This is a genomic window from Streptomyces sp. NPDC091279, assembly GCF_044757465.1.
Taxonomy (GTDB): Bacteria; Actinomycetota; Actinomycetes; order Streptomycetales; family Streptomycetaceae; genus Streptomyces.
In genome coordinates this window covers 258,874-279,736 of the sequence record NZ_JBIVVA010000012.1, presented here as the reverse complement: position 1 = coordinate 279,736, position 20,863 = coordinate 258,874, and the positions used below count along the sequence as shown (strand labels likewise).

Genomic DNA, 20,863 nt, shown 5'->3' with positions numbered 1-20,863 from the left:
GCGGAGCAGGATCAGAAGAGGGCTTCCCCGTCTCCAGTGGGCTGTGAGGCGGAGGCCAGGGCACAGCATTCGGAGACGATCCGTGGCCACTCGGTCAGGACTTCTCGACCGACCACGAGCTCATCCAGCAGCCCCGAGTAGAGCAGATCGACGGCCCGGCGAAGATCCGCCTTCCTGCTGTTCCACTGATCCCGGCCGTCGATGATCGCGTAGTGGTTCACATGGACGCCGAACTCGTCCTCGAAAAGACGGAGTTCAAGGCCGACGAGATGCAGCTCATATATGGCGTCAGACATCTTCGAGCCGCCGCCGGTCTTCCCCCAGTATTCTTTGATCTCCCAGATCGCGATCGGGTTCAGAAGGTCAGGGATTGCTCCATCGAGCCTTCGGGGGGAGACCCAGATGTGCTGGTCCGAGATGAGTACCGCGCGGCTCTGCGGATTGGTGTTCACGGTGACTTCAGCGCCTCGGCACTCACGGTAGACAACCGCGTCCACTGTGTTGACCAAGGCCTTGGACGACTTGTGGTAGCCCTCCAACTGGACGCCGTAGCTCTGTAGCACCTGGTCCGAGAGACCTGCGTAATCGGATTTTGCTTCCTCTTCGGTGCGCATGAGCGAAAGAAGAGTGTCGGCGACTTCTCTTCGCTTGCTCCAGTAAGCCGACACCCTCTTGAGGACATCCCCATGAGATTTCAGGTAACCCACCAGGCCTGCTGCGGCCGGCGTACCGACCGAGGACAGGATGTCGACGATTTCATGAGGGGAAATCTCGGCTGCGTATTTTCCTCGCCGGGTCACCGGCTGATCAACCAGCATTCGCACCACATGCCAGAACGGATCATTCCATCGGGTTGCGGCGAACCCCGTCTCGCGCCTCAATCGATGCCACCCTCATCATCTGCCAGAAGTTCTGAAGGAACGACGCCGAGCGCGTTCGCGATGCGGTGAATGTTGACCAGGCTGATATTTCGTTCGCCGCGCTCAACGCTTCCGATATATGTGCGATGCAGGCCTGACAGTTCGGCGAGTTTCTCCTGCGATATTCCTCTCGCCTTACGGAGACCTCGCACCCGCAGACCGAACCTGACCAGAACCGCATGATCATCCACGAAACCTGTAGACTGCCCGCCGTGACGACGATGGGTCTACAGACGATGAGTAGCATTCGCCAGGCCGAGGGCAAATCGTTCCTGAAGTGGGCGGGCGGCAAGACCCGGTACGCCGACCAGCTCGCCAAGATCGCCCCACCGTCGCACAAACGGTATTTCGAACCCTTCATGGGAAGCGCGGCGCTGTTCTTCGAACTCGGTCCGAATGTCGCCTTGATCTCCGACACCAATACCGAACTGGTCATCTGTTTCCAGCAGGTGACCGAGAATCCAGAGAAGGTCATGGACCTCCTGGACGAAATGCCGAACAATCGGGAATTCTACAACCGGGAGCGCGCAAAAGACATCGAAGCGCTCTCGCACTGCGAACGGGCAGCTCGGGTCATCTATCTCAACAAGACCGGGTTTCGCGGGTTGTGGCGGGTGAACCGAAAAGGTGGATTCAATGTGCCTTATGGCGCGTACGACCGTCCGTACTACAACCGGTCCACGCTCCTCGCGGCTTCCGCAGCACTGCAAGACGTCGACATACAGGCCCGTGACTTCGAGGATGCGCTCAAGGAGACGCGGGAGGGCGACTGGGTCTATCTCGATCCCCCGTACATTCCCTTGGGCGGCTTCTCGGATTTCAAGCGCTACACGTCCGATCAGTTCGGTGAAGAAGATCAGCGACGCCTGGCCGCAGCCATGCATGAGGCGACCGCGCGGGGCGTCTTCCTGACCATGACCAACAGCGACACGCCGTTGGCTCGGGAGATCTTCGCCGGTTTCCAGGTTGCCCGTATGGCCACGCGACGTGACATCAATCTCCAGTCACAGAGCCGTCAGAGCTGGGACCTGGTCTTCACTAACTACGCGTGCACCCTCCCCGGTCCGACAGCCGCAAAATCCGTACCGGCCCGACGGGAAGAAGAACAGGAAACGGCACTCTTCTCGATGCCGATGGATTCTTCCGTCCCTTCCGCTTCCGAAGTACGCGTATGGGCACGCAGCGTCGGGCTGCACGTCCCCCCGCGCGGACGGCTTCGCCCTGACATCATGGCCGCGTGGCGCGAGGCCCATTCCGGCGAATAGCCGACCGGCAGCCGACGGCTCACCCCCGCCCCCGCTCCCGCTCCCGCTCCCGCTCCCGCTCCCGCAGATACCCCTCCAGTTCCGCTGCTCCTCTCAGTAGGGCGCGGCCCCTCTTCGAGAGGCGGGTGTGCCAGTCGTCGAGGGTGGATTGGAGGGGGGTCAGGCCTCCTGCTGTGTGGACCTGGGTGATCAAGGGGGCGATCTGGTGGAGGAGGTAGCCGCCTCGTCTGAGTTGGTGGGTGAGGTGAGCGTCGCGCAGGGCGGCCTCGTCGTAGACGCGGTAGCCGGTGCGGGGGTCGCGGCGGGGGTGGACCAGTCCCGCGCGTTCCCAGGCGCGCAGGGTCGCCGGGCGCAGGCCCAGTTTCTCCGCGAGCGGGCCGATGAAGGTGTCGCCCGGTGGCGCGGGAGGCGCCGTGGAGGTCAGGGCGCCGAGCGCCTTCTCCACCGCGTGCAGGGTGTGCCGGTCCTCCAGGAGCTGGGCGTGGCTCCTGTCGATCAGGAGGAACGCCTTGTCCGGCTCGTCCTCGTTGACCGCCCGCATGATCGAACTCGCCGTCGCGTGGCCGTGGCCCGGGAGCAGGGCCAGGAACGTGCGCAGGGCCGTCGCGTGCAGGGCGGTGTAGGTGCGGTAGCCGTGGGGGGTGCGGGTGGCGGTGGGGAGGATGCCGGCCTCCTCGTAGTTCCGGATCGCCTGGGTGGAGAGGCCGTGCGGGCGGGCCAGGTCGATCGGGCGCAGACGGCCCGCCTTGTTCTTCGTTTGAGGGTTTGGTGGTGTGTCGGGGGGCATTTCATCGACTTTAGCTTCTCAAAGCTTCCACCGATTCTTCAACGATACTGTTCAAGGCATGGCTGATGATCTCTCCGACCTTGTCCATGCTGTCTCCGCTTCCGCCGTTCTGCGGCTGCTGTCCCGGGCGCCTCGGGTGCTTGCCCTCGGGGAGCCCACGCATGGGGAGGATTCGTTGCTCGGGGTGCGCAACGAACTCTTCCGGGAGCTGGTCGAGGAGGAGGGGTACCGGACGATCGCCGTCGAGAGCGACTGCCTGAAGGCGCTCCTCGTGGACGACTTCGTCCGCTCCGGCACCGGCACGCTCGACGACGTCATGGCGCACGGTTTCAGCCACGGGTGGGGCAGCCAGGCGGGCAACCGTGAGCTGGTGTCCTGGATGCGCGAGCACAACGCCCGTGCCGACAGCGCCGGTCGCCCCGCCTCCGAACGGCTCCGTTTCGCCGGTCTCGACGGGCCGTTGGAGATCACCGGCGCCGCGAGCCCCCGCGAGGCCCTCACCGCGCTGCACGCCTTCCTCGCGCCGCACCTCGACGCCGCCGCGCTCCCCTGCGCCCACGACACCCTCGACCGGCTGCTCGGCGCCGACGCACGCTGGACCGACCCCGCCGCCATGACGGACCCCGGCGCCTCCGTCGGGCGGACCGCCGACGCCGTTCAACTGCGGCTGCTCGCCGACGACTTGGTGACTCTCCTCGACGCGGAGACCCCTCATCTGATCGCCGCCACCTCGCCCGAGGCGTGGGAACGGGCCCGGCTGTACGCGCGCACGGCCACCGGGTTGCTGACCTATCACCGCGCGATGGCCGACCCGTCGCCCGGACGCATGGCCCAACTCGTCGCCGTTCGCGACCAGATCATGGGCCGTGAGCTGCTCACCCTCGCCGCGCGCGGGCCCATACTCGTCCACGCCCACAACTCCCATCTCCAGCGGGCGAAGAGCAGCATGCGGATGGGCGGGGCGCCGTTGGAGTGGTGGGGTGCAGGGGCGCTCGCGAACGCCCAACTAGGTCCGGAATACGCCTTCTTGGCCACCGCTCTCGGCACGATTCAGCACCGGGGCGTGGACGTGCCGCCGCCCGACACCTTCGAGGGGCTGCTCTACGCGCTGCCGGACGACCGTCGCCTCGTCGACGCCCGGCGGCTGGCCGTCGCGCTTGAGGGCTCGCCGCCCGTGCAGCGGGTCTCGCCGTGGTTCGGGTACGCCCCCTTCGATCCGGGGCACCTCGCCGACAGTGACGGCGTCGTCTTCGTCAAGGATCTCCAGATGCGTCAACCGGGCATTCGTGATGTTCTGGCCAGATGAGTGTCCCCCGGACAGGTGAGGCCGCCGCCCCGGTGGGTGTCGATCCCCATCGGTGGTGGGGGCTGGTGATCATCGCGCTGGCGCAGCTCATGGTCGTCCTGGACTCGACGATCGTGAACATCGCCCTCCCCTCCGCCCAGCGTGACCTGGGGATCTCCAACGGCGACCGGCAGTGGGTCATCACCGCGTACACGCTCGCCTTCGGAGGGCTGCTCCTGCTCGGCGGGCGGATCGCGGACCTCGTCGGGCGCAAACGGACGTTCGTGATCGGGCTGATCGGATTCGCCGGGGCGTCCGCGCTGGGCGGGGCCGCGACCAGCGCCGGAATGCTGTTCGGGGCGCGGGCGCTGCAAGGGGTCTTCGCCGCCGTTCTCGCGCCGTCCGCGCTGTCGCTGCTCGCGACGAGCTTCACCGATCCCCGGGAACGCGGGAAGGCCTTCGGCATCTACGGCGCCATCGCCGGCAGCGGCTCCGCCATCGGGTTCATCATCGGCGGCCTGCTCACCGAGTACCTGAACTGGCGCTGGTGCCTCTACGTCAACGTCCCCATCGCCGTCATCGCCGTCTTCGGCGCCCTCGGCCTGCTCCGCGACCGGCCCGGCAACTCCAGCGCCCGGCTCGACGTGCCCGGTGCGGTCCTGGGCTGCGGCGGCCTCGTCGCGATCGTCTACGGCTTCAGCGAGGCCGAGTCGCGGGGCTGGAGCGACCCGCTGGTGCTGGCGTTCTTCGCGGCCGGGGTGGTGCTGCTCGTCGCGTTCGGGTGGTGGCAGGGGCGGGCGGCGATGCCGTTGCTGCCGTTGCACATCGTCAAGGACCGCAATCGCGCCGGGTGTTTCCTCACCATGATGCTCGCGATCATCGGCCTGTTCGGGCTGTTCCTCTTCATGACCTACTACCTCCAGGTCATCCTCGGCTACTCGCCCGTCAAGACCGGCCTGGCGTTCCTGCCGCTGACCGTCGCCATCATCATCGGCTCCACGCAGATCTCCGCCCGGCTGCTCCAACACGTGCCGCCCCGCACCCTGATGGTGCCCGGCATGCTGCTGGCCGCGAGCGGCATGATCATCCTCACCCGGATGACCGTCGCCTCGGACTACACCACCCAGGTGCTGCCCGCGCTGCTCCTGATGGGCCTCGGCATGGGCCTCACCTTCATGCCGGTGTTCGCCACCGCGACCGCCGGGGTGGCCCCGCAGGACTCCGGCGTCACGTCCGCGACCGTCAACACGGCCCAGCAGGTGGGCGGTTCGATCGGCACCTCGCTGCTCAACACCATCGCCACCACCAGCAGCGCCACCTTCATCGCCGCCCACCTCCACTCCCCCGGCGGCAAGGCGCTCCTCGTCGACGAAGGGGTCGTGCACGGCTACACCGTCGCCATCTGGTGGGGCGTCGGCGTCATGCTCCTCGCCGCCCTCGTCGCCGGTCTCCTGGTCACCACCAAGTCCCCCAACCGCCTGGCCCGCGAGGCCTGAACAGGAGGGAAGGGAAGGGCACTTCCCCAACGGCCTTGCCTGCTGGGGGTGTTCGGGTTGCCGTAGGTGTCACGCGTCAACGGCCTTGGCCGCCGCCCCCGTTCAGGCAGTGGACCGGCGGCCGCCTCCCCAACGGCCTTGCACGCCAACCCCGTTGGCTCAGTGGCGGCCTGCCACCCGGTCCGCCAGCCTCGACAGGCGGGACGACTGGTCCGAGCCGTTCTTCGTCTCTCTGCGGTCCGCTGTGCGGTAGGCCGCGTACATGCTCTGGACGCCGAGCCAGCGCAGGGGTTCCGGTTCCCAGGTGCGGACGCGGTGGTCGACCCAGGGCAGCTCGGTCAGGTCGGTGCGGTCGCCCTGGCGGGAGTCGAGGCGGACCAGGTCGGTGAGGGTGCGGGCGGCGAGGTTGGTGGTGGCGACGCCCGAGCCGACGTAGCCGCCCGCCCAGCCGAGGCCCGTCGCGCGGTCCAGGGTGACCGTCGCGCACCAGTCGCGCGGCACGCCCAGGACGCCGGACCAGGCGTGGGTGATCCCGACGCCGGTCAGGGAGGGGAAGAAGTCGAGCAGCAGGCGGTGCAGGGACTCGATCGTCGCCCGCTGCGTCACGCCCTCGTGGTCGGTGCGGGAGCCGTAGCGGTACGGGACGCCCCGGCCGCCCAGGGCTATCCGGCCGTCGGCGGTGCGCTGCGCGTACATGTAGGCGTGCGCGAGGTCGCCGAGGGCCTCGCGGCCGCTCCAGCCGAGGGTCTCCCACTGGGCGTCGGTGAGGGGCTCGGTGGCGATCATCGAGGAGTTCATGGGCAGCCAAGTCCGGCGCTGTCCACGGAGGTTGGCCGTGAACCCCTCCGTGCATCGCAGGACGTAGGGCGCCCGGACCGTGCCGTGCGGGGTGATGGCCTGCCGGGGGCGGATCTCCGTGACCGGCGTCGACTCGTGGATCGTGACGCCGAGCGCCGCCACCGCCGCCGCGAGGCCCTTGACCAGTTTCACGGGGTGCAGGCGGGCGCCGTGCGGGGTCCAGGTCGAGCCGAGGGCACCGGAGACCTCGACGCGGGCGGACGTCTCCTGCGCGTCGTACAGTTCGCGGTCGTCCTCCCCGTACGTCAGCTCCTGCGCGTGGAACTCCCTCAGCCGCGCCAACTGGGCCCGGGTACGCGCCACTTCGAGAACGCCGCCGAGGTGGACGTCGGCGTCGATGCCCTCGTCGGCGACCACCCGGACGACCTCGGCGACGGTGTCGTTCATCGCCTTCTGGAGCCGTACGGCGGCCTCGTGGCCGTGCAGTCGCGCGTAACGGTCGCGCCCGGCGACGCCGTTGTAGAGCCAGCCGCCGTTGCGGCCCGAGGCGCCGTAGCCGCAGAACTTCTGTTCCAGGACGGTGATCCGCAGATAGGGCGCCGCCTTCTTCAGGTAGTACGCCGTCCACAGTCCCGTGTAGCCGCCGCCGACGATCACGACGTCCGCCGACGCGTCACCGGCGAGCGGCTCGCGCGGGGCCGGGAGACCGTCGTCGGCGAACCAGAAGGAGATGCCGCCGTTGACGACGTCGCTCGCTGAGGTGCTCATGGCGGGACGTTAACCCGTGCGGGCGGCCGCTGTCTCCTTCGGATTCCGTGTTTTCGGCACGCCTCTGACCAGCGGATAGCAGCAGAATCCGATCAGGACGGCCGTGAAGTGGCCGAGGTCGGTGAAGGTCGGCGTGACCGCGAGCGGGGTGACGTACACGAGCAGGACACCCACGAGGTACGCGTACTTCCACGGCGCCGGGACGCGGTACACGAGGACCGCGACCACCCCGGCCAACGCGTAACTCACCCCGATGTCAAGGGTGTCGGTCGCCGAGCGCGGGGCGATCCCGTCGCGCACGGCCCGCAGCAGGGCGCCCTCGCTGATCAACGTCGCCAGCACATGCGCGGCCACGCACACCAGCAGCCAGCGCAGGGTGCCGAGCCAGCGTTCCGCCGGTGCGTGGAAGACGGTGTAGAGGACGGCGTACGGCACCCAGCGGCCGCCGTCGATCCACATCGCGCTCTGCGCCAGCACCCGCAGCGGCGACCGCGACAACTCGTGGATGTTGGTGGACCGTTGGCGCAGGAACTCCTTCTCGAACTCCGGCGACATGTGGTGCAGCGCCACCGTCGTCAGGAACAGGACGGCCAGCCACACATAGGTGCCGGGGGCGCTGCGGATGTACGCCCACACCCGTGCCGCCACCCGGACCGCGCCCCGGTGAATTCGCATGCCCCGATTCACGCACGCAAGTATCGTCCCGGGCGTGATCGACATCCCGGGCGGGCTCGCGGCGGCACAGGAGAAGTTCAACGGCGCTCGGGGGCGGGCGTTCGTCGCCGGGCTGCCGGGTCTCGCCGAGGAGTTCCTCGGGCGGTGGGGGCTGCGGCTCGACGGGGCCGCGATGCACGGCGTGAGCGCCCTCGTCCTGCCCGTGGTCCGCGACGACGGCGTCCCGGCCGCGCTCAAGCTGCACCTCCTCGACAACGAGAACGTCGGCGAGCCCGTCGCCCTGCGGGCCTGGGACGGCGACGGTGCCGTGCGTCTCCTCGACCACGACCCGGCCACCGGCACCATGCTCCTGGAGCGCCTCGATCCCGGCCGGACGCTGTCCGCGCTGCCCGATTCCCGGGCCGCCGTGCTGATCATCGGGCGGCTGCTGGCCCGGCTCACCTCACCGCCCGCCCCGGCCGGACTGCGCGGGCTCGGCACCCTCGCGCACGGCCTGCTGGAGCGGACGCCGGGGGCGTTGGCACGGGTGCCGGACGCGGAGGTGCGGGCGTTGCTCGCGGACTGCGCGGCCGCGGTGCGTGAGGTGGCCGGTGAGCCGGGCGACCGGCTCCTCCACTGGGACCTGCACTTCGAGAACGTGCTCGGCTGCGCGCGTGCCGACTGGCTGGCCATCGACCCCAAGCCGCTCGCCGGTGACCCCGGGTTCGACCTGCTTCCGGCGCTCGTCAACCGCTTCGACCCGGCCGAGGTCCGGTGGCGCTTCGACGCGCTGACCGACGTGCTCGGCCTGGACCGGGAGCGGGCGCGGGCCTGGACCCTGGGCCGGGTCCTCCAGAACTCCCTGTGGGACATCGAGGCCGACCGCCCCGTGGACGCCGTGCGGGTGGAGGTGGCGCGGGGGGTGGGGTGACGGGCGGGGCGGACGCGGCGCGAAAGGGGTTCACGGGAGTGAGGGGGTCTCACGTCGGGGAAGGGGCTCACCAACGTGAGACCCTCTCACGTCGGGGAAGGGGCTCACCAACGTGAGAGGGTCTCACGGCACGGGACGGGCTCACGGAAGTGAGAGGGTCTCACGGCACGGGACGGGCTCACGGAAGTGAGAGGGTCTCACCAGCCGAGACCCCCCTCACTCGCGTTAGAAGCTCTCACCGTGACATGTGCTCACCGGAGTTAGAGCCTCTCACTCCCGTGAGTCCGCCTCACTCGCCGTCACCCGGCGTCACCCGGCGACACCCCCCGTCGCTCCCCGACACCCCCCGTCGCCCCCTCACACCGCGAAGCGGACCGCCTGGAGCCACCAGTCGTCGTTCTGGGTGCCGCCCCAGACGAAGTTGCCCGGGGCCTGGCCCTCGGGCTTGTCGCAGGCGAGCATGTCCCACTTGTTGTTGTAGGCCGCCGTCTGGCAGATCCGGCCGTCGCCGACGTTGATGACGAAGCCCAGGATGTAGGGGTAGGCGGCCTTGGAAGAGCCGATGTAGACGTCGACGCCGTCGCCGCCGCCGTTCCAGGCCGCCTTCCAGTGCTCCTTGCGGACCCAGGCGTTGGACGCCGTGCCCTTGGTGCCCGCCGTCGCCGTGTTGATCGCCTTGATCTTCTTGCCGGTGCCCACCTTGCCCGCCACCGCGCCGTCGCACACCGGCTTCTGCCAGCCGCCCTGATCGAAGTAGACGCGGTAGCAGATGTGCCGGCCCGGGGCCTTCGCCGCCAGCTTGATGACCGCTTCCGCCGCCGTCTCCTTGTGCGGCTTGGGCGCCTTCGTCCGCTTCGGCGCGACCACCGCCGGGGGCGTCGCGACCGGCACGGTCGTCTTCGACTCCGTCGGCGTCGGGCTCGCGCTGGACTCCGACGGCGACGGGGACGGCGAACCGCTCGTCGAGGCCGACGGCGACAGGCTGACGCCGGGCGTGGCGTGCGGCCAGGGTGCCAGCGAGGACGTGATCGTCGGCTGGCTGGTGGGGAGTTCCGTCGGCACCTTGCGTTTGGCGTCGGCCGCGCCGACGGTCTGGTCCTTGGTGTCGCCGCCCTGGCTGCCCAGCACGATCAACGGCACGACCACGGCCAACGCGACGACCACGCCGACCGCTCCGATCACCGCCGGTCGCTTCAGCAGCCCCGGGCCCTCGTACTCGTCGTCCGACTGGCCGCGCGTCGGGAACCTCGGCCGGCCCGCACCCCGGTCGGGGTCGGGGGCGAGTGAGCTGAACGTGTGGGAGACGGCGGCCGGGACGCCGAGCCGGGGCGGGGTGGGCAGCGACATGCCGGGGCGGCCGCCGTCCCGCTCCAGCTCCGCTTCCAAGTCCCCTTCGTCATCCCGTTCGTCAAGGGATCGTCCGGCGGGAGCGGAGGGCTTGTCGAAGGCGACCGGGGTCGTGGGGCCGGGCTCCGCCGGCGCTGCCTCGCCCTGCTGTTCCAGCATCCGGCTGGAGCCGTCGGGGGCCACCTCGACGATCGCCACATAATCCGAGTCGGGGTCCGAAATGGCCGCCCGCACCGCCTCGTTACGGCTGCGCGCGTACCCGTGCAACGTGTCCAGGATCGCGACATCGACCGACTCGCCGCCCACCACCGGCACCGGCTCACCGTCGACCACCGCCGAACCGTCCGCCGCGATCACCACGGGAATGAGAGAAGAAGGCTCCTCGTTCGGCCCCATGCTTGTGCCCATACTCATGCCTCCCTGCCGTCGCCGCTCGCGCGGCCCTGCATTGCACTGCAACGGGCATGGCGAAGAAACAGTTCATCCCGACCGGGGCCCGGCATGTTTGCGCAGGCCCCGCGCGGGACAGCGGCTTGGGCGCCGTAACGCGCCCGTCCGCCTACCTCACCGCCGCCCGCTTGACACCCGCGTTCGGCGCCGTCGAGGGGGTGTTCGCGGCGGGCCTGCCACGGTCGGAGGAGTTGCGGGGCTCGGAGCCCTGAACCGGGTTGAACTGAGCCACCATTCCCGCCGACGGCACCACACGGGCGACGTCCGCCGACTGCATCCCCGGAGAACCCGGCGGGCTCACCGGAGACACCGGTGTCGCGAGCGTCGCCCTCGGGGTCACCGGGCTCACCGGCTCGTACGGCGCCGTCGACAGGGTGGCGTTCTTCGGCAACGGGCTCACCGGCTCCTGCGACGCCGACGCCGACGCCGACGCCGACGCCGACAGGAAGTTGGTGTCCAACGGCGCCGTCGGCACGAACGCCGGGAGCTGCGGCGGCGCCGACAGCGTGGCCGACACATCCGGGCGCTCCTGCTGCTGACGCTCCGGCGACAGGAAGCTCGTGTCCATCGGCGCCAGCGGCACGAACGCCGGAAGCTGCGGCGGCGCCGACAGCGTGGCCGACACATCCGGGCGCTCCTGCTGCTGACGCTCCGGCGACAGGAAGCTCGTGTCCATCGGGGCCAGCGGCACGAACGCCGGGAGCTGCGGCGGCGCCGACAGCGTGGCCGACACCTCCGGGCGCTCCTGCTGCTGGCCGGTGACCTTCTCGGTGGCCGGGGGCTGGGCGTCGCGGCCCCAGCGGTCGGCGGGGGCGGGTTCGGCGGACCTGGCCGTGGTGGGCGCGTAGAACTCGACGACGTTGTTGTCGTATCCGGCGGTCCGGGTGGGTCCCTGGCTCGGGTCCTGCGCCGGGGGCTGGTTCTGGGTGGGGCCGTAGAACTCCTGGACGCCGTGCTGGGCGCCGGGGCCCTGGTAGGACGGCGGGCTGGTGTGCGGCGCGTAGGGCGGCGCGGGCTCCTGGAAGTGCCTCAGCTGGGTCTGCTGGTCGAGGAGGCCGTTCAGGAGCTGCTGGTTGCGTTCGGTGTCCATCCGGCGCAGGGCGCTGCCGTCGATCATCGCCAGGACCTGGGCCGTGAGGTTCTCCAACGCCTTGAGCTGCTCGTCGAGGCCGCGCTCACCGCCGTTGCCGCCCAGGTACTTGTCGAGGTTCTTCTCCTGCGCCTGGGACATGCCGTTGGGCGCGTCGCCTCCGAACTGGCCGCCCCCGCCGAACTGTTGGCCGCCGCCGAACTGGCCGCCGCCGCCCCGGGATTGGCCGTTGCCCTCGAACTGGCCGCCGCCACCGCCGAATTGACCGCCGCCGGACTGACGGCCGCCGCCGCCCTGCCCGCCGCCGGAGCGGTCGCCGCGGGGGATGCCCGAGCGGCGGGCGATGGAGTCGGCGAGGACGTCCCAGGCGCCGCGCAGGAAGTTCCTGCCCACCCGCTGCGCGGACGTCAGCAGCGGCCGGAACCGGGAGCCCAGCACCTGCCGGGCGGCCCTGCGGCTCTCCCGGGCACCGCGCCGTTCGGCCCGGCGCTGCTCCCGGTCGGCCCTGCGCTGCTCAGGCGTCGGCCTGCTCAGCCTGGCGCGGCCGTCCTTCTCCTCGGTCCGCGGACGCGTACTGGTCTCGGCCATGGGTGTCCTCCCGTCGTGCGGGTCAGTCCTTCACGAAGGTCCACTGGTGGTCGTCGAGATCGCTGCACCCGTAGATCGTGATGCCCGCGTTCTCCGGCTTGTTGTCCACCCTCGACACGTCGAGGCAGAGGTCGCCGCTCTTCTGGTTCCGTATCCAGTACGTGCCGTTGGCGCGCTGGTCGAACCACCAGAGCTGGTTGTCGTGGTCGGTGCCGTCGCAGTTGAACTCGGTGACCGGCGTCGTCGCCTTGGCCCCGCCGTAGGACGGGAGGTCGAGGCAGAGGCCGTCCTTCTCGTTGCGGATCAGGTAGAGGTCGGCGCCTCTGGTGCCCTTGCCGCTGGAGCTCTTGCGCAGGGTCCAGCGCTGGTTGTCGGTGTCCGACCGGATGCACGGGCCGTCCTGCACACGGAGGTTGATCTTTCCCTTGCCGGTGCCGGGCAGGTCGAGGCAGGTGGTCCACTTCTTGTTCTTCAGCAGTACCGCCCCGGCCGGAACGACGACGTCGTCGGGGTCCTTCGCGGTCTTGCGCGGGTTCGGCTCGACGGGAGCCTTGGTGCGCTTGGGCGTCGGGGACGGCGGCGCCGACTTCGAGGCCGAGGCGGAGGCGGAGGGCGACGCGGACGGGGACGGGGAGAGCGACGGGGACGGCGAGGTGGTGCTCCAGGTGAACGACGGGACCGTGGTCGGGTAGGTCGGGCTGGGGTCCTGGCCCTCGACCGTGGTGGCGGCCCGGTCCTTGCTCGTGCCCTCGGTCTGGCTGCCGAGCACGATCAACGGCACGACCACGGCCAGCGCGACGACCACGCCGACCGCTCCGATCACCGCCGGTCGCTTCAGCAGCCCCGGGCCCTCGTACTCGTCGTCCGACTGACCGCCCCTGGGGAACCTCGGGCGCCCGGACCCGCCGTTCGCCCCCGAAGAGACGACGGGTTCGTCACGGGCCCCGAATCCGGCAGGCGCGCCCGGCTCGGCGGGCTCGACGGGCTCGGCGGGGGTGTCGGCGCCGGTGTCCTTGGCGAGCGACAACGGCTGCTCACCGAGGGGTTCGACCGGGACCGGGACGGCCGTCAGGGCCGTCGGCTCGCTGTCCTCGGCGCTCGCCTCCCCCGGTGCCTCCGACCCGTCCTGCTGCTCCAGCATCCGGCTGGAGCCGTCCGGGGCCACCTCGACGATCGCCACATAATCCGAGTCGGGGTCCGAAATGGCCGCCCGCACCGGCTCGTTACGGCTGCGCGCGTACCCGTGCAACGTGTCCAGGATCGCGACATCGACCGACTCGCCGCCCACCACCGGCACCGGCTCACCGTCGACCACCGCCGAACCGTCCGCCGCGATCACGACCTCGATCAGGGAGGAAGGCCGCTGCTCCTCGCCCATGCCCATCGCCGCCCGTCCCTCGCTCTCCGCCGCCTCGACACGGCTCTGTGGGAGGCAGCAACGGACTACGGGGGAAGACAGTTCAATCGGGCGCCGGGACGCAGGTGAACCGGTCGGGCGTCCGGTACGTGGAAGCGGCGACGGCGGCACCCGGGTTCCCCTCGTTCCTCGCGGTGCCCGTCCGGCCCTGTCGGCCGTGGGTCAGCAAAGGCGGCCGACAGGGCATATAGAGGCACATGTTCCCGCGCACGGAAGCGAAGGGGCGTGGAAGCTTCCGTGAAACAAGGCTGCGTTGGGTAAAACTCTCACTAGAGTTCCGGAGGTGGAAGCAGCCAACGCGGACTCCGTTCGCTTCGCCGTCCTGGGACCGGTCCGGGCCTGGCGGGGGCAACAGGAGCTGGATCTCGGTTCGCCGCAACAGCGTGTCGTGCTGGCGGCCCTGTTGCTGCGGCTCGGACGGCCCGTCACCCTGGGCGAGTTGATCGACGCGGTCTGGGGCGAGGACCCCCCGAAGGGCGCGGTCGCCGTCGTGCGCACCTATGTGTCCCGGCTGCGCAAGGTGCTCGAACCCCGGCGCGGGGCGGGCGAGTCGGCGCGGCTGCTCGTCTCGACCGCCGACGGCTACCTCGCCGACCTGCCCGTCGAGGCCCTGGACTTCGGGGTGTTCGAGCAGCGGGCCGCCGAGGCCAAGCGGCTACGCGCCGAGGGCCGGATCGCTCCGGCGGCGCAGCTGCTGCACGCCGCGCTCGACGGCTGGGAGGGCGTCCCGCTCGCCGGGCTGCCCGGGCCGCTCGCCGAGTCGGGCCGCGCCCGGCTGACCGAGGTGCGGCTGACCGCGCTGGAGAACCGGCTCGACCTCGACCTCCGACTCGGCCGGCATCACGACGTCGTCGCCGAACTCGCCGCCCTGACCGGCGAACACCCGCTGCGGGAGCGGCCGTGCCGGCTGCTGATGCTGGCGCTGTACCGGTCCGGACGGCAGGCCGAGGCCCTCGCCGCCTACCGGCAGGCCCGCTCCACGCTCGTCGCCGAGCTGGGCGTGGAACCCGGCACCGCGCTGCGCACCCTCCAGGACCGCATCCTCGCCGCCGACCCGGGCCTCGACCTGCCCCAGGACACCGGCACCAAGCCCGCACCGGCGCCCGTCACCCCGGCGCCCGCGCGGGAGTTGGCCCGGCCCGCTCAACTCCCGGCGGATCTGCCGACGTTCATCGGGCGCAGCCCCGAACTGGAGCAGCTGCGCGGCCTGTTGCCCGGGGAGGGCGAGCTGCCGCAGACGGTGGTGATCAACGCGATCGCCGGGATGGCGGGCGTCGGCAAGACCGCCCTCGCGGTGCACTGGGCGCACGAGATAGCCCACCGCTTCCCCGACGGGCAGCTCTACATCAACCTGCGCGGCTTCGACCCGGCCGGGGCGACCGTGCCGCCCGAGGAGGCGGTGCGCACCTTCCTGGACGCGCTCGGGGTGCCCGCGCAGTCCATCCCGGCCGGGCTCGACGCGCAGACCGGCATGTACCGCAGTCTGCTCGCCGAGCGGCGGGTGCTGATCGTGCTGGACAACGCCCGGGACACCGCGCAGGTGCGGCCGCTGCTGCCCGGTTCGCCCGGCTGCATGGCCGTCGTCACCAGCCGCAACTGGCTGACCGGCCTGGTCGCCAACGACGGGGCGCATCCGCTGACGTTGAAGCCGCTGACCGCCGAGGAGGCGTACGGGTTCCTGGCGCGCAGGCTCGGGGAGGCGCGGCTCGCGGCGGAGCCGGGGGCGTGCGAGGAGATCATCGCGAGCTGTGGCCGGCTGCCGCTGGCGCTGGCCATCGTCGCCGCGCGGGCCGCCGCCCACCCGGACTTCCCGCTGAGCGCGGTCGCGGAGGAGCTGGCGGACAGTCACGACAGTCTCGACGCGTTCACCGGCGGGGACCTCAGCACCGATGTGCGGGCGATCTTCTCCTGGTCGCACCACGCGCTGTCGGCACCGGCGGCGCGGCTGTTCCGGCTGCTCGGGCTGCATGCCGGGGCGCACATCTCGGTGCCCGCTGCGGCGGCCCTGGGTGGCCTGACGGCACGTCAGACCCGTACGCTGCTGGGTGAACTCACCCACGCGCACCTGCTGTTGGAGCACCTTCCGGGGCGTTATGTCCTGCATGACCTGTTGCGCGTGTACGCCGGTGAGCAGGTACTCGAAGAGGAAACCGAGTCGGAACGGAACCAAGGGGTCGAGCGGCTCCTCTCCTGGTACGTGCACACCGCTGACGCCACCTACGCCTTCCTGGCGCCGAACCGGCGCCGGGCGCCGATGCTGTCGTTGCCGCCCCACTGCCGTCCGCTGGAGTTCGCGACCTACGACCAGGCGCTGGAGTGGTGCGACGGGGAGCGGGCCAATCTGGTCGCCGCCGTGCACCAGGCGGCGTCGGCGGGCCGGCCGGGGCTCGCGTGGCGGCTGACCGCCTCCCTGTGGGGCTTCTTCTACCTGCGCAGCCATGTGCACGACTGGCTCGACACCGCCCGTACGGCACTGGACGCCGTCCGTGCCGCCCAGGACACCCTGGGGCAGGCGTGGGCGCACGGTGACGTGTCGGCGGCGCTGGCGATGGTGCACCGCTACGAGGAGGCCATCGACCATGTCCGGCACGCGATGGTCCTGCACCGGGACCGGGGCGACCTCCAGGGCCGCGCGCTCTGTCTGGGCAACCTCGGCAACCTGTACCTCCAGACCGGGCGCCTGGACCGGTCGGTGGAGTACTCGCGCCGTTCGCTGGTGGTCGACCGGTACCTCAAGAGCACCTGGGGCGAGGGGATCGTGCTGCTCAACCTGGGCGACGCGTACCAGCGCCTGGGCCGTTTCGACGACGCGATGGCCCACCTGGAGGAGGCGATGACCGTGCTGCGGACCATCGGCAACCGCTGGGTCGAGGGCATCACCCTGGACACCCTGGGCACGATCCACCACCGGCTCGGCCATCAGGACGACGCCATCAAGCACTACTACCAGGCCATCGAGGCGCACCGGGACGTCGGCAACCGGTGGGGCGAGGGGCACACCCTCGGCCATCTCGGCGACGTCCACCACGAGTGGGGCGAACCCGAGTCGGCGCGCACCAGTTGGCGCCGGGCCCTGACCATCTTCGAGGAGTCCGACCATCCGGACGCCACGCGGATGCGGGAACGGCTGCGGGCCCTCGACGGCGCCGCCACGGGACCCGGAGCGGGGTAGCCGACGCCCCGGGCGTCCCTGCCGCTGCGCTGTGGTCATGGCGTGCTCCGTGGTCCGCACCAGCACGTTCGGCCGGTGGTCCCCGGTGGTCGGGGTCGCCCTTGACACGGAAGAGAGGCGAGAACGGTTCATTTGATCTCCCGGCCCGAACTCACGGAATCCTCATACGCGATGACTACGGTGAGCAATATGGAGGACAAGACTCCGGTTTCCTTGAGGTTCGCGCTGCTCGGCCCCCTGCGGGCCTGGCACGGAGAGCGCGAACTCCCCCTCGGGGGACCCCAACAACGGGCGCTGCTCGCCCTGTTGCTGCTGCACCGGGGCCGCTCGGTCGACATCTCCACCCTCGTCGACGGGGTCTGGGGACACGCTCCCCCGGTCGGCGCCGTCCCGGTGGTCCGTACCTATGTCTCCCGGCTGCGCAAGCTCCTCGAACCCGAGCGGGCGGCCGGTGACCAGTTCCAGGTCGTGGTCTCCGCCGGACGCGGGTACACGCTGCGCACCGACACGGTCCTGAGCGACGTCGACGAGTTCGAGGACGCCGTCGCCCAGGCGAGGCATTACCGGGACGCCGGTCAACTCGACGCCGCCGTCCGGCTGTTGCGGGACGCCCTGGCCTCCTGGCAGGGCACGCCGCTGGCCGGGGTGCCGGGCCCCTACGCGCGGGCCTCCCGGGACCGGCTGGCCGAACAGCGGCTGACCGCCCTGGAGTACTGCCTGCGCTGCGAACTCGACCTGGGGCTGCACGAGACGGCGTTGCCGGAACTGCTGGCGCTGCGCGACGCCCACCCGCTGCGGGAGGGCCTCTCCGAGCTGCTGCTGATCGCGCTCGCCCGCTCGGGGCGCAAGGCCGAGGCCCTGGAGGCGTACGCACGCACCCGGCGCGTCCTCGTCGAGGAACTCGGCGTGGAGCCGGGACCCGCCCTCCGGGCCGTGCACGCGGGCCTGTTGGCCGACGCCCCCTACCTCGCGCCACCGCCCCGCGAGACCTCGCGCCCGCGCACCCGGCCGGACATCCGCTCCGACCGGCGGCCGGAGACCGGGCAGGACATCCCACCGGACACCCGGCAGAACGCCCGCCAGGACACCCGGCAGGACACGAGAGCGGGCACACGGTCGGACTCTTCGGGCGGGGCTCAGCCGTCCGACGTCGTCCGCCCGTCCCAACTCCCCGCCGACTCGCCCCTGTTCACCGGCCGCCAGAGCGAACTGCTGCGCGCGGACGGTCTGCTGACGTGTGCTCAGGGGCAGAACTCGCCGGTCATCGGGGTCGTCGACGGCATGGCCGGGGCGGGCAAGACCAGCCTCGCCGTGCACTGGGCCCACCGGGTCGCCCACCACTTCCCCGACGGCAGCCTCTACGTCAACCTGCGCGGCTACGACCAGGACCGGGCCGTCATGGACCCGTCGGCCGCCATCGAGTCCTGCCTCACCGCCCTCGGGGTCGCCCCCAACGCGGTGCCGGAGGGCCTCGACGCGCAGGCCGCCCTGTACCGCAGCGTGCTCGCCGGGCGCCGGGTGCTGATCCTGCTCGACAACGCCCGTGACACCGAACAGGTGCGTCCGCTGCTGCCCGGCGCGGCCGGCTGCCTCGTCATCGTCACCAGCAGGCGGCGGCTGAGCGGCCTGGTGGCCGGGCACGGCGCCCATCCGCTCACCCTGGGCCTGCCGACGGCCGAGGAGGCCCACGCCATCCTGGTGCGGCGGCTGGGGCGGGCCCGGGTGGACGCCGAGCCGGAGGCCGCCGAGGACATCGTCGCCCGCTGTGCCCGGCTGCCGCTGGCCCTCGCCATCGTCGCCGCCCGGGCCGCCCTGCACCCCGGCTTCCGGCTCGCGGACATCGCCGCCGAGCTGCGGGCCGACCACGGCAGCCTGGACGCGTTCACGGGCGGGGACGCGCACACCGACGCGCGGGCCGCGTTCTCGTGGTCGTACCGGCTGCTCGAACCGGAGGCGGCGGCGCTGTTCCGGCGGCTCGCCCTGCACCCGGGGCCCGACATCACCGCGTCGGCGGCGGCGGCCCTGCTCGGGGTGGCCGCCCGGCGGGCCCGCGCCCTGCTCGCCGAGCTGACCGGCGCCAGCCTCATCACCGAACGGTCACCCGGCCGCTTCGGCTTCCACGACCTGCTGCGCGCCTACGCGGCCGAACTCGCCGAGGACGAGGACACCGAGCCCGACCGCCGGGCCGCGCTGCACCGCATGTACGACCACTATCTGCACAGCGCCCACCAGGCGTCCCTGACCCTCGGCCCGTCCCGCGAGAGCATCGACCTGCCGCTCCCCTCGGCGGGCAGCACCCCGCTCACCTTCCGCGGCAAGAAGCAGGCCACCGCCTGGCTGCGGGCCGAACTCCAGGTACTGCGGGCGGTCGTCGAGAACGCCTCCGCGCACGGCTTCCAGGACCACGCCTGGCGCACCGCGTTCTCCCTGGAGCTGTACCTCGACCGGCTCGGCTACTGGCGCGACCTGCTGGAGATCAACCGCACCGCGCTCGCCAGCGCCGTCGCCCTCGGGGACCCGGTCGGCCAGGCCCACGCGCACCGTTCGCTCGGCTTCAGCCACCACCGGTTCGGGCAACGGCACGACGCGCGGGTCCATCTGGAACGGGCACTGGTGCTGTTCCAGGAGAGCGGCGACCGCATCGGTGAGGCCCTCGCCCACCGCAGGCTCGGCCGCCTCACCAACGTCGAAGGAGAACACCTGCAAGCCCTGCGCCACTTCGAGGAGGCCCACGCGCTGTATCTGCGCCACGGCCACCGGGCCGGAGAGGCGGGCGTCCTCACCGACGTCGGCTGGACGTACATCCTGCTCGGTGACCCCGAACGCGCCCTGGAGCACTGCGAGAAGGCCATCGCGCTCCAGCAGGAGATCGGCGACCCCAGCGCCGAGGCCATCGCCCAGGACTGCGCCGGGTACGCCCACCACCGGCTCGGCCATCACGACGCCTCCCTCGGGGCGTACGCCCGCGCCCTGGAACTCTGCCGCGAGATGGGCGACCGTTTCCTGGAGGCGGGCACCCTGCGCCACATCGGGGACGCGCACGCCGCCGCCGGGCGGCCGGAACCGGCCCGTGACGCCTGGCTCGACGCCCTCGCCCTGCTGGAGGAGGCCGAGCACCCGGACGCGGAGACGGTCCGCCGGTCGCTGGACCGGCACAGCGACCCGCCCGCCTGAACCCCGGCCCGCCTGAACCCCGGCCCGCCGCCGCCCCGGTCAGACCCCCGGCGGCGGGCCGAACGGGTCCATCGCGTCGACGGGAGGTATCTCCTTGGCCCGGTGGCTGCCCGGCTTGCAGCCCGCGAAGGGGCCCTGCTGGTCGCGCAGCGAGTTCAGCACCGGGTTCAGGTAGTCGCGGTGCCAGTCGGCGGGCCCGCGCATGTCCGTGCCGGGTCCGGTGAGGTCGCCCCACGCCAGCCACAGGCCGTGCAACAGCGCGACCGCCTCGGGGTGTTCCCACCACCGCGAGCACCAGGGGGCACCGGAGCTGACCTCACGGCCGTAGACCGGCAGCAGCACGTGGTGCGCCCACAGCGTCAGGCCTCTGAGCGCCTCGCCGTACTCGGCGCCCTCCTTGTAGAGGATGAAGTGCGGCGGACTCTTGGGCTTCTCAGCCGGCTCCTGAGCGGTGCTCAATTCCTGTCCCAACGGCGGGAGTTCGGGCGTCTCGATGGACATGCCGTCCTGCTTTCTGCTCGGCGGCCTCGACACGGCCGTTCCAGGGGTGCGGGAACGACACGTACGGCACCCTCGGGCGGTTCACCGGGCGTTGGCCGGATTGAACCGGTGGCGTGACCGACGCGTTGTGCCTCCCGACCGGGTGTCAGTACCGGTCGACGGCGTCATCGCCGGCGCCGCCCCAGGCTCCGCGAGGAGCGCGCACCCCCTCGGAAATGGG

At 71.2% G+C, this 20,863-nt stretch carries 15 protein-coding genes; 6 read left to right on the top strand and 9 right to left on the bottom strand.

The window, feature by feature from the left end; all coding sequences use genetic code 11:
- Nucleotides 1-11 precede the first annotated feature (11 nt).
- Both ACIQOU_RS29265 and ACIQOU_RS29260 read right to left on the bottom strand, forming a co-directional pair.
- Nucleotides 12-818 carry a hypothetical protein gene (locus tag ACIQOU_RS29265; protein ID WP_401541185.1) on the bottom strand — a complete coding sequence of 269 codons (807 nt, stop codon included), beginning with the start codon at nt 816-818 and terminating at the stop codon, nt 12-14.
- 59 nt (nt 819-877) lie between these two features.
- A complete protein-coding gene (locus ACIQOU_RS29260; protein WP_401541182.1) occupies nt 878-1,111 on the bottom strand; it encodes a helix-turn-helix domain-containing protein in 234 nt (77 codons plus the stop codon).
- A 30-nt stretch (nt 1,112-1,141) separates the two neighbouring features.
- Between ACIQOU_RS29260 and ACIQOU_RS29255 the strand changes: the two genes are divergently transcribed.
- Nucleotides 1,142-2,185: a Dam family site-specific DNA-(adenine-N6)-methyltransferase gene (locus ACIQOU_RS29255; protein ID WP_401541317.1), complete on the top strand. Its 1,044-nt coding sequence runs from the start codon at nt 1,142-1,144 to the stop codon at nt 2,183-2,185.
- Between the two features lie 19 nt (nt 2,186-2,204).
- Here ACIQOU_RS29255 and ACIQOU_RS29250 read toward each other — a convergent pair whose 3' ends face one another.
- On the bottom strand, nt 2,205-2,972 hold the full coding sequence (locus ACIQOU_RS29250; RefSeq protein ID WP_401541179.1) for a TioE family transcriptional regulator: 768 nt from the start codon (nt 2,970-2,972) through the stop codon (nt 2,205-2,207).
- A gap of 58 nt (nt 2,973-3,030) precedes the next feature.
- On the opposite strand from ACIQOU_RS29250, the gene ACIQOU_RS29245 reads away from it, so the two are divergent.
- Together ACIQOU_RS29245 and ACIQOU_RS29240 are read left to right on the top strand one after the other, a co-directional pair.
- Nucleotides 3,031-4,278 carry an erythromycin esterase family protein gene (locus tag ACIQOU_RS29245; RefSeq protein WP_401541177.1) on the top strand — a complete coding sequence of 416 codons (1,248 nt, stop codon included), beginning with the start codon at nt 3,031-3,033 and terminating at the stop codon, nt 4,276-4,278.
- A complete protein-coding gene (locus ACIQOU_RS29240) occupies nt 4,275-5,753 on the top strand; it encodes an MFS transporter (protein ID WP_401541174.1) in 1,479 nt (492 codons plus the stop codon). Before ACIQOU_RS29245 ends, ACIQOU_RS29240 begins: the two co-directional genes overlap by 4 nt.
- Nucleotides 5,754-5,912: 159 nt before the next feature.
- On the opposite strand, the gene ACIQOU_RS29235 is transcribed toward ACIQOU_RS29240, so the two are convergent.
- On the bottom strand, nt 5,913-7,319 hold the full coding sequence (locus ACIQOU_RS29235; RefSeq protein ID WP_401541171.1) for an NAD(P)/FAD-dependent oxidoreductase: 1,407 nt from the start codon (nt 7,317-7,319) through the stop codon (nt 5,913-5,915).
- Nucleotides 7,320-7,328: 9 nt separating this feature from the next.
- Complete coding sequence (locus ACIQOU_RS29230) at nt 7,329-7,994, bottom strand: rhomboid-like protein (RefSeq protein WP_401541168.1); 666 nt, start codon at nt 7,992-7,994, stop codon at nt 7,329-7,331.
- Between ACIQOU_RS29230 and ACIQOU_RS29225 the strand changes: the two genes are divergently transcribed.
- Entirely contained in the window at nt 7,993-8,904 is a 912-nt protein-coding gene (locus ACIQOU_RS29225) for an aminoglycoside phosphotransferase family protein (RefSeq protein WP_401541165.1), read from the top strand. The two genes, ACIQOU_RS29230 and ACIQOU_RS29225, sit on opposite strands and share 2 nt — an antisense overlap.
- A 357-nt stretch (nt 8,905-9,261) precedes the next feature.
- Here the strand turns inward: ACIQOU_RS29225 and ACIQOU_RS29220 are convergent, their stop codons facing one another.
- The 3 genes from ACIQOU_RS29220 to ACIQOU_RS29210 all read right to left on the bottom strand — a co-directional run bounded on the left by ACIQOU_RS29220 (nt 9,262) and on the right by ACIQOU_RS29210 (nt 13,763).
- Entirely contained in the window at nt 9,262-10,665 is a 1,404-nt protein-coding gene (locus tag ACIQOU_RS29220) for a hypothetical protein (protein ID WP_401541162.1), read from the bottom strand.
- Between the two features lie 145 nt (nt 10,666-10,810).
- Entirely contained in the window at nt 10,811-12,379 is a 1,569-nt protein-coding gene (locus ACIQOU_RS29215; RefSeq protein ID WP_401541159.1) for a hypothetical protein, read from the bottom strand.
- 22 nt (nt 12,380-12,401) lie between these two features.
- Entirely contained in the window at nt 12,402-13,763 is a 1,362-nt protein-coding gene (locus ACIQOU_RS29210) for an RICIN domain-containing protein (protein WP_401541157.1), read from the bottom strand.
- Nucleotides 13,764-14,079: 316 nt separating this feature from the next.
- Here ACIQOU_RS29210 and ACIQOU_RS29205 point away from each other — a divergent pair, with 316 nt between their 5' ends.
- Together ACIQOU_RS29205 and ACIQOU_RS29200 are read left to right on the top strand one after the other, a co-directional pair.
- A complete protein-coding gene (locus ACIQOU_RS29205) occupies nt 14,080-16,968 on the top strand; it encodes an AfsR/SARP family transcriptional regulator (protein ID WP_401541154.1) in 2,889 nt (962 codons plus the stop codon).
- Nucleotides 16,969-17,157: 189 nt separating this feature from the next.
- Nucleotides 17,158-20,142 carry an AfsR/SARP family transcriptional regulator gene (locus ACIQOU_RS29200; RefSeq protein ID WP_401541151.1) on the top strand — a complete coding sequence of 995 codons (2,985 nt, stop codon included), beginning with the start codon at nt 17,158-17,160 and terminating at the stop codon, nt 20,140-20,142.
- Between the two features lie 39 nt (nt 20,143-20,181).
- Here the strand turns inward: ACIQOU_RS29200 and ACIQOU_RS29195 are convergent, their stop codons facing one another.
- Nucleotides 20,182-20,643 (bottom strand): DUF4913 domain-containing protein, encoded by a 462-nt coding sequence (locus tag ACIQOU_RS29195; RefSeq protein ID WP_401541149.1) that lies wholly within the window; start codon nt 20,641-20,643, stop codon nt 20,182-20,184.
- Nucleotides 20,644-20,863: the final 220 nt, after the last annotated feature.